Below are 14,537 nucleotides of genomic sequence, written 5' to 3'. Positions count from 1 at the left end.
TCAAATCCGATACTTTCTTCAAAAATTTGATCTTGTCTCACTTTTGTTTATCCGCTAAACTAATAAAAAATAATCACCAGAAAAAAACTATGACTAACGTTATAGAACAAGCACTAACTAAACTATCTCAACTACCAGAAAACCAACAAGAAGCTATAGCTTATCTCATCCTAGCAGAAATAGAAGACGAGAAAAAATGGGCAGAAAATTTTGCTAATTCTCAAGACCAACTTGCTCAACTTGCTGACGAAGCGATTGCCGAGTTCAAACAAGGTAAAACTCAACCTTTACAGCACTTTTCAGTTTAGTAGACCACAAAACTGTTGTAGGAGTCAGGAGTTAGGAGTCAAAGGCTCGTTTCAAATAAATACAAATCTTCCATCATGCTCGCCGGTGATTACAATTGTGGTGTATCTATTTGAAAACCTATAAATTATGAACTCTCAAACTACCTCTAAATTTTGGAAAGCATTTAATCAGCTTCCTGAGTCTATCCAAGAAACTGCCAAGGAAATCTACCAACTCTGGCAAAAAGACCCATATAATTCTAGTTTACAATTTAAAAAAATTCATCCAATTAAACCTATTTATTCTGTCAGAATAGGTTTAAATTGGCGAGCAGTTGGCATTAAAGATAGTAATACAATTATCTGGTTTTGGATAGGTTCTCATTCAGATTATAATCAACTTATTTCTCAACTATAAATTTAAGCTATGCCCGAAATTGAAAAAATAGGGTATAGTGTTAAAAAATCAACTTAACTAATACTTAATTAATTAGAGGTTTGAATATGAAAAGCATAGAAAATTTAGAAGGATTTTGGTGGTTGCCCTTAGAACCAGAACTAAAAGTAGCAGGTATTCTCAAATTCACAAATACTGAAGAAATTAAATTTCAACTGATAGGCTCATTTCTCAATTTTTCTATGGTGGAAAAAAATCCTACTAATATTCCCATTATTTTAGGAATTGTACATCAAAATATTATTACTCTTTGTAATAGTATTAATTCTAATTCAAGAAGAAGTGCCCCAGGCTTTGCAAGTCAAGAATATACCTCAGAACTTGCTTTAATAGGTAGACATTTTACTACGCCAGATGAACTATTGTTTAATAAAGCTAGAGTACAGTATAGTTATCTATCTGACTGGGCTGACTTGCCTTTAATTAAGCGAGAACCTGATTTGAGAGATTTAGATTGGAATGAAGAGAGAGAATTAAGATTTACATATACTGCCCCTGAAGATATTGAAGCAAAAACAACACATGGAAAATTTTCTGTCATTTATAATTGTTCTGAAGCAGGTAAGCGTGAAAGTATCGACTTAAAACAATTTGTCTCATTAATGATTCAACCAAATAATGAAGAACTTTCATGTAAAGATTTTCACTTTAAATTCATACATCCTCTAAATAATTTTATAACTTTTGCAACTGATAGAACTAACTGCATTACTGAATTAGAATTTTATTCCCGTCACGGTGATACAGACATAGTAGATAGCCGTTACAGTCTAGACGAAATTCCCATACAAGCTATTTATAAAACCTATTATCCTGAGAGAAAAAAATCAGATAGATTACTTTTTCACAATAAAATTTTCTCTGAGATGCTATTTTCTCTCTCTGAGATTAAAAGTGACTTTTCATTAATTATGCAAAGATGGTTTAATTTTGTTGAAAAACTAGATAGTGTTTTGAATTTATTCTTCAGTATTAAGTACAAACCAGATATTTATTTAGAGAGTAAATTTATCAATCTTGTTCAGGCTATAGAATCTTATCATCGCCGTCAAATCAAAAATTATGTTTTGCCAGAAAATGAGCATAAAGAACGTATAAAAAGAGTCTTAGATAGTGTTCCTGATGAGTATCAAGAGTGGCTAAAAGAAAAACTTAACTACAGTAATGAACCAACTTTAAAAGAAAGATTAATAGAACTGCTTGAATTAATCCCAGAAATAACTAACCAATTAATTAAGGATAAAGAAGTATTTGCTACTAAAGTCAAGAATGCTAGAAATTACTTCACTCATTACAATAAATATTTAAATAAAAAGGTCCCTCAACCAGAAGAATTATCTTGGTTTATAGAATTACTTTCTTTCATTTTGCAAGCTTGTATTTTGAAATAATTAGGTTGTACTTCAGAACGTTTTCACCATTTACTTAACAGAAATAAGAGATATAAGAATGCGTTAGAAAGAGCAAGAGAACCTAAAACTGATATGGGTAAAAAATTACAGGAAATTCGTCTTCAGATACCTTCCGAACGTAAATTACTCACTAGGGATGAAATAGAAGAAGAAATTGCCGAAAGTCGGGGTGAAAGACAGTGAGTATTATCAAAACCTATATAGATTTTGGCGTACTTATTCAAGCATCTAGAGGTGACACCTCCATAGGAATAAAAGCACAAGAAATTCTTGATGACCCCCAAAGAGAATATGCCACCAGCTCGTTTGTAAAATTAGAAGTATTACCCAAAGCAATTTATAATAAACAACTAGCTGAAGTTAATTTTTATGAGACTTTTTTTGCTGGTTGTACTATCTGGGCAAACGAACTAGAAAAAATTGTAGAATCTGCACAAAAATTAGCTTCTGATTTTGGTATAAATGCAATAGATGCTCTTCATGTTGCTGCTGCTATTTCTGTAAATGCTGATGAATTAATCACAACAGAAAAACCAAATAAACCCATGCACCGAGTTACTCAGATTAGGGTAATTTCAATTTATCAATAAAACCAAGCGTGAAAAAAAATATTACAATATTACAATTAGAGTTAAAATCTAAGGAAAAAAATGTCACTATTACCAATTGAACAAAAGATGTGGCCAGAAAAAGCCACAGCAAAAACCAAAAACGGCAAGTCTACAATTGATATTGTTACCAAGTATCATTCTACTGAATCAATTAATTTCCTATAGAAATGAAGCAGCTCATGGAGTTGTTGATGAGATTCTAGGTACTCAAGAATTACTAGATTTAGGTGACTTTATTAAATCTTTGTGTCAAGCTTTAGCAGAATTAGTAACTTATCAGATAATTCAACTCCAAACTTCCACAGGTAAAGCTAAAGAAATTGGTGAAATTACAGAATGGTTTAAGAAACCACAGGCAGGAGTAGCAATAATTAATGATAGTAAGCTGTCTTTAGGAGCAAATATTTTTTTAGTCAGCGAAACATCTTCATATTGTCGCTTGGCTACAATTGAGAGTATTCAGATTAATGATAATTCCCAGGAAAGTATAGAAATAACCAGTGAAACTGAAGTTTGTTTAAAGTTTGATATAGATGCTAAAAAAGCATTTAAAATTTATATAATAGTTGAAGATTCAGTAGAATAAAATCTATGAAAAATGCCCTTGATATAGCTCAGTATTTTTTATGTCGTGTTGAGAGAGAAGCTGGTGATACAATCTCTCCTCTAAAACTACAAAAAAATGTATATTACGCACAAGCTTGGAGTTTAGTATTTAGAAATAAAACCCTGTTTTTTCAAGATATTGAAGCTTGGGTTTCTGGACCTATTATTCGTGATATTTGGAATGAATATAAACCTTACAATTATCGGGATATTCCACCACCAGACTAATTAGAAATAGAATTTGCAAAAGATGAAATAGAAGTTCTTGAAGAAGTCTGGAATACTTATGGAGAATTAAGTGCTAGATACCTACAAGAATTAACACAGAATGAAAATCCTTGGCTAAATGCCAGAAAAGATTTAGAACCTGCTCAACCATCGAATAATATTATTTCTCAGTCAGATATGAAAGCTTTCTATTCTGAGATGGTGGAGGCTTAATTCAGTTATCAGTTATCAAAATCCTAAAATAATGACATAATGTTTAATATTGGAAAATAATTAATAACTATGCCAAATCTAACAACAAGAGACTTAGAAAAATTAACAACCGAACACCCAGACCATCAAATGGAATTAGTAGGAGGAGAAATTATCATTATGAGTCCGTCAGGTTTAGAGTCAGATGAAGTAGCAGCAATGATTATCACCCTATTATTAAACTGGGTGCGACCTCGGAAACTAGGTAGGGTGACAGCTTCTAGTGCAGGTTTTCGTCTACCAAATGCAGATGGAGATGTTCGCGCACCGGATGCTGCTTTTATTCGGAGCGATCGCCTACCTCAAACTACAGAAAATTATGCCGAAATAGTACCTGACCTAATTTTTGAAGTCAAATCTAAAACTGATTCTGTAACCAAACTCCAAGAGAAAATTCAACAGTTTCTGACTTATGGCACGACTGTAGGAGTATTAGTAGACCCCCGCACTCGCACAATGGAAGTATATCGTCTCAATACGGAGAAAGTTGTGCTTGGGGATGGTGATGTTTTACAAGTGCCAGAATTGTTACCAGGGTGGGAGTTAGCTGTTGCTGAGGTGTGGGCACCGGAATTTTAATATAGCGATCGCCATCTCCTTCACGGACGGGAGCAAGATGCTCCCACTACTAAACAAATAACATAATGCAGGACTTACGCACGGACACTAAATCAAGAGGGTGTTAGCGGAGCTTGGCGGAACGCCAATGCCATTCGCCCCTACAAATGACATAATATTTATATTGGGAAATAATTTTAATAACTATGCCTAATTTAACAACAAAAGACTTAGAAAAATTAACAACTGAACACCCGAACCATTGTATTTAAAGTTTTAAATATTCTTTGATTTTATCAGTTATCAGTGAGAGTTTATATTCCCATCCTTGGTTTTTCTTAATACATCTTTTTTGTATTGGCAACCAGCATGGATGTTGCGGTCCTGGTAGTCTATTTAACAGGATTAATAACGACTTCATCAAACAACGAATTATTAATATTTCGATCGGTTACTAAAGTAATATGAACGCTTTTATTGAGTTTTTTTAGGCTTTTAGCAGAGACAATTGCTTCTTGAATATACTTATCTCAAGTTGCTACATAGAGATAGCCTATTTCGTGATTATTCATAATTGCTTGGTTTTAGGGAACAGGGAATAGAAGACAAATAAAGATAGGTGTACTTCACTAGACTGAGAAATGCTATATGTACAATACTAAGCTGAAAAACACTGTAATTATTTTAAAATTTTTCCTAATTTTTTTATCAGATAATTTAGTAACATTTTTCTATTACGAAATTCATAGGATATTCTTTCATAAAAAGTAGTATTAGTTCTTTTGTTACTATGAGGATACTCTAGCTGAGTAGCAGGAACTTGCAAAAAATCACAAATTTCTTTAGTACCAATATCATGTCCAGATAATTCGTGATAAAAACTTCTTCACTTCAAACTTTGCTCTCTTCCTTCAGCATAACTGCCTTCTGCATAACTGCTTTCTGCCTTATTCAATTAAAACTTGTAGTTGCGATCGCGTACCCATAAACTCACAGGTACAGCTTGGCCTTGAGAATTAACTTTGACTTCTACTACAAAAGGTATTTTACCTTCTGAGTTAGCAGTAGTTTGTGCTGCTCGAATATTCTGATTAATACCTTCACGTTTATCTTCAGGCATATAATAAGTTTCTAAGCCATACTTCACTGTCCAACCATTAAATTTTCCTTGAATAGCTATTTGATTATCTGGCAAATTTTGAGGCTTTTTTACACTTACATTTATAGGTTTCCATGCTTGGGGAATACCTAAGTTTTCTGTTGTTTCTGGTGCAGCTAAAATAACATAAATATCAGTTGGATTTTGTGTAGAAAATCTTCCTGAACTTTCCAATTCAAATTTATTCCAACCAGGAAGTTGACTCAAATTATCTTTGTGGGATATATCATAATTTAAAACTTGATAATAACCCCGCAAAAAATCGTATGGGTCTACAGGTACAGTTTGTAAAACTACAGTTATACCTGTAATCGTAGTATAAATAGCTTGAGCAGGAATTGACAAAATTAATGCTAACTGTACAGTTAATGGCAAAATCAATCGCCAAATTGGCATCTGATTTTTTGAAGATTTTGTTTGATTAATAGGTGGGTTTAATTCTTGAGAATAATTAGATTCTTTAGTTGATAAATTGTTTTGATTAAAAGGATTGATAAATTTCATGTTAATTTTCTCTTAGGGAATAGGGAACAGGGAACAGGGAACAGTGGGAAAAACATTGTCTAGCCTAAGATTTATCATCAGCTGATTGTTATAATACCAATTTGGAAAAAGAATGTTACTAATAATAAGAGCAATCTATACACAAATTTTTAGGCTGATAGCTAATAGCTGATAGCTACTTAATTCTTAGATAATAAATGACGTTCAAACCATAAACCAGCAGCTATAACTCCTACACCACATAAAATAAATACAAAAGATTTAAGTAATAATCCGGTATTATACTCAAAAGTGCGACAGAGAATTTGTAAAGTTAATAATACCAAACCACCCCAGAAACCTCCTCTAATTCCTCGCATCAATCCAATTCTAATTAAACCTGCTGCTAAAAGAAACATTTCTATATTTATTATAAAAGTTGCTATTTCTGGAATTTCATTGATACTCAGATGCCAGAAACATAATATTGTAGTTACAACAATGAAGCCTAAAATCAAACTACTGACTGAATCTAATTGCCAACGATGAGAATTTGTTCTATTAGTTCGTGCTAAATTAAACCATTCCCAAATAGAAAAGCCTATAAATATTATAACTTCAATTAAAGTCAACCAACTAAACTGTAATGATGTATTTCCATCGCTCAAATCTTCAGTTAAAACATAACTCCAAATTCCCCGAAAAGATAAATATAAAAATCCAAGACTCAAATACCAAATAGCTAAACTTCTGGCTAATGGTTGAAAAAATCGACTATCTATTTTAGGTAAAATAGTATCGTCATACCCCCATAATAAAGCTGGAGGTAAAGTCAAAGCGAACGCTCCCAAAAAATCATTATTTGATAAGTAAAAAAATTGCCACAAACTAATTTCTAGAGCTAGTAATAATATTGATGTAGCGAGAAAAAAAATAATCTGGGAACTGCACCAATAAGCTAGTGGAATTAGCAACAATACTGCCACCAAAGCCATATATTTGATAATTGCCTCTAACCAGGAAAATTCCACAGAAGAAAATACAGTTGATAAACCCATGAAATATCCTAATCCTATTAACAGAATAGCCATAATTCCCAGACTTTCTAGTTGTAAACTATAAGCCATTACCAAAACTCCCAATCCCCAAACAATGTATAATCCGAAGGGAGAACCACCGAGATGAAACATTTGAGCCATTAATGCTATATTTGCCCCTAAAATTAAGGCTCCAAATATTAAAAGTCCGTGACCTAATCTTTGTTTTTTACTGGTAGTATTCGGTAGATTATTTGGCTGTCGCCAGAGATAAAAACCGTAGGTATTAACAAAGATAAATAAAGTTAATAACAGAAGTGTTTTTACTTCTCGCGACCACTGTTGCCAGTTAGCAGAAACAAAAGTGATAATACCTAATCCTAAAAGAATACCACCGAGAGAAATTAAAATAGTAATAAAACGAGCGCTGGCGGTTTCCTCTAAAGCATCAAACTGATATCTTTCTGATAGTTGTTGATAAAAGCGATCGCTAATTAATTCCTCTGTTTGCCATAGTTTTGCTTCTTTGCGGAGCTGGCGACGAAACTTTTCTGTAATCATTTTATTGCTAAATTAAAGAATAATATCATGTCTGGATAATTAATATCAAGTCAGAGACCATTGGTATAATTAAGGTTTGCTGATTAAATCTAAAAGCACTGACATATAAAAGATTCAGCCTTTAAAGGAGCGAAAAAAAGTGCCTGGTATCACGTTGAAAACCCTCAAAAACTTAGCATAAAAGGCAGGAGGGATAGCAGAAAAATCAAGGAACAAATATATCCGACTATCTCCTAATTAATTCCTCGTTTCTCCTAACTACTCTCTGCTCCCCCACTCCCCTACTCCTGAAAAAGACTTTTTCAGCAAACCCTAATTAGGAGTCATGCGATCGCCTCACCTAGATACAGGAAAAAGCAAAACAAACAAATAGCGCGTAATATAATTCAAAATAGAAAAATTTTAATAGTAGTTGACTATGAAGCTGAAAAGATTAGGCCATGTAGCTATCTGCGTGCAAGACGTTGACAAAGCAGTAGAGTTCTATCAAAATTTGGGAATGGAAATAGCCTGGAAAGATGCTGACTGGGCATACCTAAAAGCTGGTGATGATGGACTAGCACTTTTGAGTCCTGGATATGAGCAAGCAGGGCCACATTTTGGGTTTGTGTTTAGCGATCGCTCAGAAATGGAAACCGCCTACGAACAGCTCAAAGTCCAAAATATCCAAGTTTCCCCTGTCCATGAACATCGAGATGGCACAGCTTCCTTTTACGGTAGAGATTTAGATGGTAACTGGTTTGAATACCTATACGAACCGGAAGCCATAGTTATTGAAAAAGGTAGAAGGCAGAAGGCAGAAGGCAGAAGGGAAAATTCCTTATGAATTACAAACCCTAAAAAATTTTAAGCATCCCCGTTGACGCTGGGGTATTAAACCCGCAAAAGAAAAGATAATTAGAGGCCGATTTCACCGCCTTGGGGAATAGTATCTTAAGTGGGGGAGTAGGGAAGTTCCATGCAACGTCCGTACAGGGATAAGAAAAAATCAAAATAATTAATATTAGACTCTTTCTACTCCCTGCTCACCGTCAGGAGCATCACTGGACTGGGCCTTTTCAACCTGTCTCTAAAGTTTACCGAAAAACATATAAATTTTATAGCAGTCGCCATTACTCTATTTGACATATCAAAAGCTTAAGACTCAGACAATGCCAGCTTTTCCCAACTTTAGTCCTCCCAGATAACTAAAGTCTCCTTCCTTCTTCCTTCTTCCTTCTTCCTTCTGCTACATCAAAAAAAATTTTAATTGATGCAGAGATCCTACTTAAATATATGTATTAACTATCAGGAGTATTCTAAAGTCTAAAATATCCGCACATTAAAATATGACCCAGAAATTAATATTAAGAAATCGCAGAAAATCGCCCCTCTCACAATGGCGTAATATGGATTGGTCTCTACTACTGATCTATATAGGAATGACCACTTTTGGTGGAGTAATGATCCAAAGTGTCGAACGAAACCAGGGATTAACAGATTGGTGGCAACACTGGCTCACTGGAGGAGTAGGCTTAATCTTGGCCTTAATTATTGCTCGTTGTCGTTATGAAGTTTTAATTAACTGGAAATGGGTAATTTATATTTTAACCAATATTTCTTTGGCAGCTGTGCAACTCATTGGTACTTCAGCTCTGGGGGCACAAAGATGGATTAATGTTGGTGGTTTCCATGTTCAACCCTCAGAATTTGCCAAGGTAGGAATAATTATTACCTTAGCAGCAATACTTTCGTCTCAGACCAGGGTAAGACTATTAGGCTTTTTTAAAGTTTTGATGATTACAGCCGTACCATGGTTTTTAGTATTTATAGAACCTAACCTCGGTACATCTTTAATATTTGGTGCAATTACCATGGGGATGTTGTATTGGGGAAATGTTAATCCTGGTTGGTTAATATTACTTGTCTCTCCTATTTTTTCAGCCATTCTTTATAGTCTCTATTTCCCTGCTTGGGTTGCATGGATCGCTTTGATGGCCTTAATTGCATGGCGGACTTTACCTTGGAAATGGTTATGGACGCCTATAGTTACCGGGATTAATATTGTCTCTGGAAATGTTGGGCAATTATTATGGAATTTGCTCAAAGATTATCAAAAAGACCGACTAACAGGATTTTTGAATCCAGAACAAGACCCCCTGGGTACGGGATATCACTTAATTCAATCTCGTATTGCTATTGGTTCTGGACAGATGTTTGGTAGGGGGCTATATCAAGGTACTCAAACACAACTAGACTTTATCCCAGAACAGCATACAGATTTCATTTTTTCAGCTATTGGCGAAGAGTTGGGTTTTGTTGGTTGTATTCTGGTACTTTTAGCTTTTTGGTTTATTTGTCTGCGGTTGGTTATTATTGCTCAGACTGCTAAGGATGATTTTGGTTCTCTGATTGCCATTGGAGTATTATCAATGTTAGTATTCCAGGTTTTTGTGAATATTGGGATGAATATTGGTTTGGCTCCTGTGACTGGTATCCCACTACCGTTACTTAGTTATGGGCGATCGGCTTTGTTGAGTAATTTTATTGCCCTGGGGTTAGTGGAGTCAGTGGCTAATTACAGTGCTAAATCCAGGCAAGGTTTTTGACAACCTTATAGAAGTCAAAAGTCAAAAGTCAAAAGTTAAAAGTTATAGTTGTTTAACTTAAAAATGATAAGTTTTTTCGTCTGAAACTTCCTTAGAGTAAGAAAGCTTTGTCTCAATCTAAAGTTAAAAGTTAAAAGTTAGAAAAAAATTATAGTAGTCAATAGGAGTAAACGATTCATTAAGTATTTAGGGCTTGCTGATTAAATATCAAAGCATTGACTGATATTAGTTTTAGCCTTTTTAAAGTCGAAAAAAGTTCGCCTGTTTCAGTCTAAAACGCTCAAAAAGTTAGTATTTTAGGCTCATAGTTGGGCAGAGCAATCTTGGGACAATTCTTACTCCTAACTCCTCGCTCATTCCCCTAACTCCTCTCTCCTGTCTCCTGTCTCCTAACCCTACTAAAAGACTTTTTCAGCAAACCCTATTTATGCTTAATATTTAACTGAGAATTTGACTCCCGATCAAGGTAAATGAAGATAATTTATATAGTATAAATACTTAAGCAAGCTACGGATTTTATACTGATTTTCATGTTACAAATTGAAGTGCGGAATGTGGGTTAAAATATCACTTCTGACTTTTGACTTTTGATGGGGAGTAGGAGAGCTGATACCATTTCAATTCAATAATTTCACAAATAGGTAGAGGTTTTAAGTACTTAAAATATCACTTCTAACTTCTAACTTTTGACTTTAAATGGGGAGTAGGAGAGCTGATACCATTTCAATTCAATAATTTCACAAATAGGTAGAGGTTTTAAGTACTTAAAATATCACTTCTAACTTTTGACTTTTGACTTTTGATGGGGAGTAGGGGAGCTGATACCATTTCAATTCAATAATTTCGCAAATAAGTAGAGGTTTTAAGTACTTAAAATATCACTTCTAACTTCTAACTTTTGACTTTTGACTTCCGAAATATTTTGAAATAATTGTAGTATACTATAATTCATAGTACATAATACTTTATATATATTAAGCTTTGATTCAATCCGAGACTTTAGAATTACTGGAATGGCCTCGCTTGTGTCAACACTTGGCCACTTTTACAGCAACGAAATTGGGTGCGATATTGCTCCACAACTCTAGGACTTTTAATACCGGCGATCGCCAAAACACGACTAATTATTTACCAATTCCGTCAACAAAGGCGGAAACTATACAACTATTAGCTGAAACGAAGGAAGCATATATATTAGAAACTCGTCTTCCACAGGGTTTGTCTTTTGATGGTATTGAAGACTTTGGAGATTCCCTGGAAAGAGCAGAACTAGGTGGTATACTTTCTGGAAGTGAACTTTTAGCTATTGCCACAACTTTAGCTGGCGCTCGTAAGTTACGTCGGACAATTGACAATTATGAGCCAGAATATGAATTGTCAGTTTTACCAGAATTAGTAGCTGAGTTACGCACTTATCCAGAACTAGAACAGGAAATTCACCGCTGTATAGACGACCGGGGAGATGTTACAGACCGAGCAAGTCCCAAACTAGCAGGTATTAGAGAAAAAATGCACCATTTGCGCGATCGCATTGATCAGATACTTCGAGGCATTTTACAACGGAAAGCTAGTGCTATTCAACAACCAATTATTACTCAAAGGAGCGATCGCTTTGTAATTCCGGTTAAAGCTCCTCAAAAGGATGCTGTACCTGGTATTGTTCACGATACATCTACAACAGGGTCTACGTTATACATTGAACCTAATGGAGTTGTCAACCTCAATAACCAAATGCGACAACTACAGCGTCAGGCTCAAAGAGAAGAGGAAGCGATTCGGCAAGCTCTCACAGAACAAGTGGCAGAAGTCAAGGAAGATTTGGAGCAGTTACTGATAATTGCTACTACAATTGACCTGGCTACAGCCCGCGCTCGTTATAGTTTATGGTTAGGAGCAAACCCTCCTCAATTTACCGAACCAGATTCTGATCGCCCTGTGAATATCCGTCAATTGCGACATCCGTTGTTAGTTTGGCAACAGCAATATGAAGAAGGAAATGATGTGGTACCTATTGATGTTACGGTAAAATCTCCAGTAAAAGTGGTGGCAATTACGGGCCCGAACACTGGTGGTAAAACTGTTACTCTGAAAACCTTGGGATTAGCTGCACTGATGGCAAAAATAGGATTATTTATACCTGCTAATGAACCTGTGGAGTTGCCGTGGTTTGAACAAATCTTGGCTGATATTGGTGATGAGCAGTCTTTAGAACAAAGTTTATCTACTTTTTCTGGTCATGTTCGACGTATTATTAGGATTTTAGAAGCAATAGATGAGGATGAAAATCAGGAAAATTCTGATTTATCTTCTACCCTGGTTTTATTAGATGAAATCGGTGCTGGTACAGACCCCACTGAAGGTAGTGCTTTAGCAACTTCTATTTTGCAATATTTGGCTGACCATGCACTATTAACAGTGGCAACTACTCACTTTGGAGAACTTAAAGCTCTCAAATATGACGATGAAAGGTTTGAAAATGCTTCTGTAGAATTTGACATCAATTCCCTACAACCAACATACCGTCTACTTTGGGGAATTCCAGGGCGGTCTAATGCCATGACTATTGCTGGCAAGTTGGGTTTGAAACAGGAGATTATTTATAGAGCGCAAGATTATGTGGGAGGAAACTCTGAGGATGTGAATCAGGTAATTGCAGGTTTGGAAGCTCAAAGACAGCAACAGGAAACGAAGGCAAAAGAAGCTTCTGAATTACTACAAGAAACTGAGTCTTTACATCGGGAAGTTTCTCGAAAAGCTGCTGCCCTGAAAGAACGAGAAAGAGATTTACAGTTGTCGCAAGAGTTGGCAATACAGGAAAAAATTGCTGAGGCAAAGGCAGAAATTGCTACAGTAATTCGGAATTTACAGCAAGGTCCGTTAACTGCTAGAAATGCTCAGAAAGCTACGGAAGCTATTAATAAAATTTCTGATAAATATTTACCTTCTCGTACTCTCCCTGTCAAGAAACCGAATTTTATGCCTAAAGAGGGCGATCGTATTCGGATTCCCAAAATTGGGCAAACAGCAGAAGTATTGAGCGCTCCTAATGAGAATGATGAATTAACTGTTAAATTTGGAATTATGAAAATGACAGTTAGTTTGGCAGAAGTGGAATCTCTTGATGGTGAAAAAGCAGAGCTTTCTAAAAAGAGTAAAAATGTAGAACCGCAGAAGAGCAAGAAGTCAGAAAGTAAGTCTAAAGAAGCTCCACCGGAGATTACTTCTAGTGGTTTAGCTGTTCGTACTGCTAAAAATAGTATTGATATTCGTGGCAGTCGGGTAGCAGATGCTCAAATTGAGGTAGATAGGGCACTTTCTCGGGCGATCGAATATGGTTTGTTGTGGATTATTCATGGTAAAGGTACTGGTAAATTGAGACAGGGTATCCATGAGTTTTTGCAGGATCATCCGTTGGTGGAGCGTTATGAGTTAGCGTCTAGAAATGACGGCGGTAGTGGGGTAACTATTGCTCATTTAGTGTAGTGCGACTCATTAGTGTAAAATTTTGGTATATCTGAGTCCAAAAACCCTCAGAAGTTGATAACAAGCATGAAAAGTAGATAGGAGGAACAGGGAATAGTTCTTAAATTGTTTAGAGCCATATAGAACCAATTTGGGTTCTTTTTAACTCATGGCTAGTCTTTTAAGCATTAGCCTTACAAAACAAAGATTAATTTTGGTGTTAGTATGCTCAAAAAAGATTAATTCAAGCAGGTGAAGGAAGAAAAAAGGCTTTAACCAAGGAATAATAAATCACTTAAATATTAGACTTGTCGCGAAATAAAACCTTAAAGTGAAATGGAAAATCCTGGCTTTTCACTGATTAAACTATGCTGCCATCAGGTAAAAATTCCAGAGTCCAGCCGCAGTGAACATGAAGCGATCGTCGCGCATCTTTGATGTGATTTCGATATAATCCTCTCGCTGCATTATATCTCTTGACCCCAGATATTGTATGTTCACATTTGACGCGATCGCTACTTTTTTCTTGATTTAGATGTTTTTGTTGGTCAGTTAATTCCTGAGATCGAGGTTTTTTCGTGGGTCGGATTGATGTTGACAAATTCCTTCTGTCATCCCTGGAAACCCAAATCTACATGAATTTTCACTTCATCAGGTACAAAATCCACCAATTTTTCTTCATCTAACTGCCGAATGCCCATCAACTTTTCCCTCTCTTGCTTTCGATAGGAGGAGGACTCTTTTATCTGAGTCTGTCATGATCAGATGTTGACTCGTATGGCACTTTTTTTTACCTGAGTAATGATTTTTCTGCTTTTGGTGGTCTTTTGGACGCT

Annotated in this window: 13 protein-coding genes and 1 pseudogene; 10 read left to right on the top strand and 4 right to left on the bottom strand. The window is 35.4% G+C overall.

Annotation, left to right across the window (positions count from 1 at the left end; translation table 11 throughout):
• The first annotated feature begins 89 nt into the window (after positions 1-89).
• The 7 genes and pseudogenes from F6K18_RS31690 to F6K18_RS31660 all read left to right on the top strand — a co-directional run bounded on the left by F6K18_RS31690 (position 90) and on the right by F6K18_RS31660 (position 4,432).
• Complete coding sequence (locus tag F6K18_RS31690; protein ID WP_287526881.1) at positions 90-308, top strand: hypothetical protein; 219 nt, start codon at positions 90-92, stop codon at positions 306-308.
• A gap of 127 nt (positions 309-435) precedes the next feature.
• Positions 436-705 (top strand): hypothetical protein, encoded by a 270-nt coding sequence (locus F6K18_RS31685; protein ID WP_287526879.1) that lies wholly within the window; start codon positions 436-438, stop codon positions 703-705.
• Between the two features lie 86 nt (positions 706-791).
• On the top strand, positions 792-2,135 hold the full coding sequence (locus tag F6K18_RS31680) for a HEPN domain-containing protein (RefSeq protein ID WP_287526878.1): 1,344 nt from the start codon (positions 792-794) through the stop codon (positions 2,133-2,135).
• Between the two features lie 200 nt (positions 2,136-2,335).
• Positions 2,336-2,746 carry a PIN domain-containing protein gene (locus F6K18_RS31675; protein WP_287526876.1) on the top strand — a complete coding sequence of 137 codons (411 nt, stop codon included), beginning with the start codon at positions 2,336-2,338 and terminating at the stop codon, positions 2,744-2,746.
• 76 nt (positions 2,747-2,822) lie between these two features.
• The gene (locus tag F6K18_RS31670; protein WP_287526875.1) at positions 2,823-3,353 is read left to right on the top strand and encodes a HEPN domain-containing protein; all 531 of its coding nucleotides are present in this window, start codon (positions 2,823-2,825) and stop codon (positions 3,351-3,353) included.
• A gap of 5 nt (positions 3,354-3,358) precedes the next feature.
• Positions 3,359-3,814: pseudogene (locus F6K18_RS31665) on the top strand (Panacea domain-containing protein).
• A 69-nt stretch (positions 3,815-3,883) separates the two neighbouring features.
• Positions 3,884-4,432 (top strand): Uma2 family endonuclease, encoded by a 549-nt coding sequence (locus F6K18_RS31660; RefSeq protein ID WP_287526873.1) that lies wholly within the window; start codon positions 3,884-3,886, stop codon positions 4,430-4,432.
• Positions 4,433-5,366: 934 nt separating this feature from the next.
• Here the strand turns inward: F6K18_RS31660 and F6K18_RS31655 are convergent.
• Both F6K18_RS31655 and F6K18_RS31650 read right to left on the bottom strand, forming a co-directional pair.
• Positions 5,367-6,074, bottom strand: a complete 708-nt coding sequence (locus F6K18_RS31655; RefSeq protein ID WP_287526872.1) for a GDYXXLXY domain-containing protein — start codon at positions 6,072-6,074, stop codon at positions 5,367-5,369.
• Positions 6,075-6,253: 179 nt separating this feature from the next.
• Positions 6,254-7,651: a DUF2157 domain-containing protein gene (locus F6K18_RS31650; protein WP_287526871.1), complete on the bottom strand. Its 1,398-nt coding sequence runs from the start codon at positions 7,649-7,651 to the stop codon at positions 6,254-6,256.
• Positions 7,652-8,069: 418 nt separating this feature from the next.
• Between F6K18_RS31650 and F6K18_RS31645 the strand changes: the two genes are divergently transcribed.
• The 3 genes from F6K18_RS31645 to F6K18_RS31635 all read left to right on the top strand — a co-directional run bounded on the left by F6K18_RS31645 (position 8,070) and on the right by F6K18_RS31635 (position 13,722).
• Positions 8,070-8,477: a VOC family protein gene (locus tag F6K18_RS31645; protein ID WP_287526870.1), complete on the top strand. Its 408-nt coding sequence runs from the start codon at positions 8,070-8,072 to the stop codon at positions 8,475-8,477.
• A 502-nt stretch (positions 8,478-8,979) separates the two neighbouring features.
• Positions 8,980-10,239, top strand: a complete 1,260-nt coding sequence (gene rodA, locus F6K18_RS31640; protein WP_287526869.1) for a rod shape-determining protein RodA — start codon at positions 8,980-8,982, stop codon at positions 10,237-10,239.
• Positions 10,240-11,220: 981 nt separating this feature from the next.
• Complete coding sequence (locus F6K18_RS31635) at positions 11,221-13,722, top strand: endonuclease MutS2 (protein ID WP_287526867.1); 2,502 nt, start codon at positions 11,221-11,223, stop codon at positions 13,720-13,722.
• A 340-nt stretch (positions 13,723-14,062) separates the two neighbouring features.
• On the opposite strand, the gene F6K18_RS31630 is transcribed toward F6K18_RS31635, so the two are convergent.
• Together F6K18_RS31630 and F6K18_RS37065 are read right to left on the bottom strand one after the other, a co-directional pair.
• Positions 14,063-14,302, bottom strand: coding sequence for a transposase family protein (locus F6K18_RS31630; protein WP_287526864.1), 240 nt, complete (start codon positions 14,300-14,302; stop codon positions 14,063-14,065).
• Between the two features lie 77 nt (positions 14,303-14,379).
• The coding region (locus tag F6K18_RS37065; RefSeq protein WP_353735236.1) for a transposase family protein at positions 14,380-14,537 on the bottom strand (158 nt) is incomplete at its 5' end.

Source organism: Okeania sp. SIO2C2 (assembly GCF_010692625.1).
Lineage (GTDB): Bacteria > Cyanobacteriota > Cyanobacteriia > Cyanobacteriales > Microcoleaceae > Okeania > Okeania hirsuta.
This window is presented reverse-complemented; position numbering and strand designations above follow the sequence as displayed.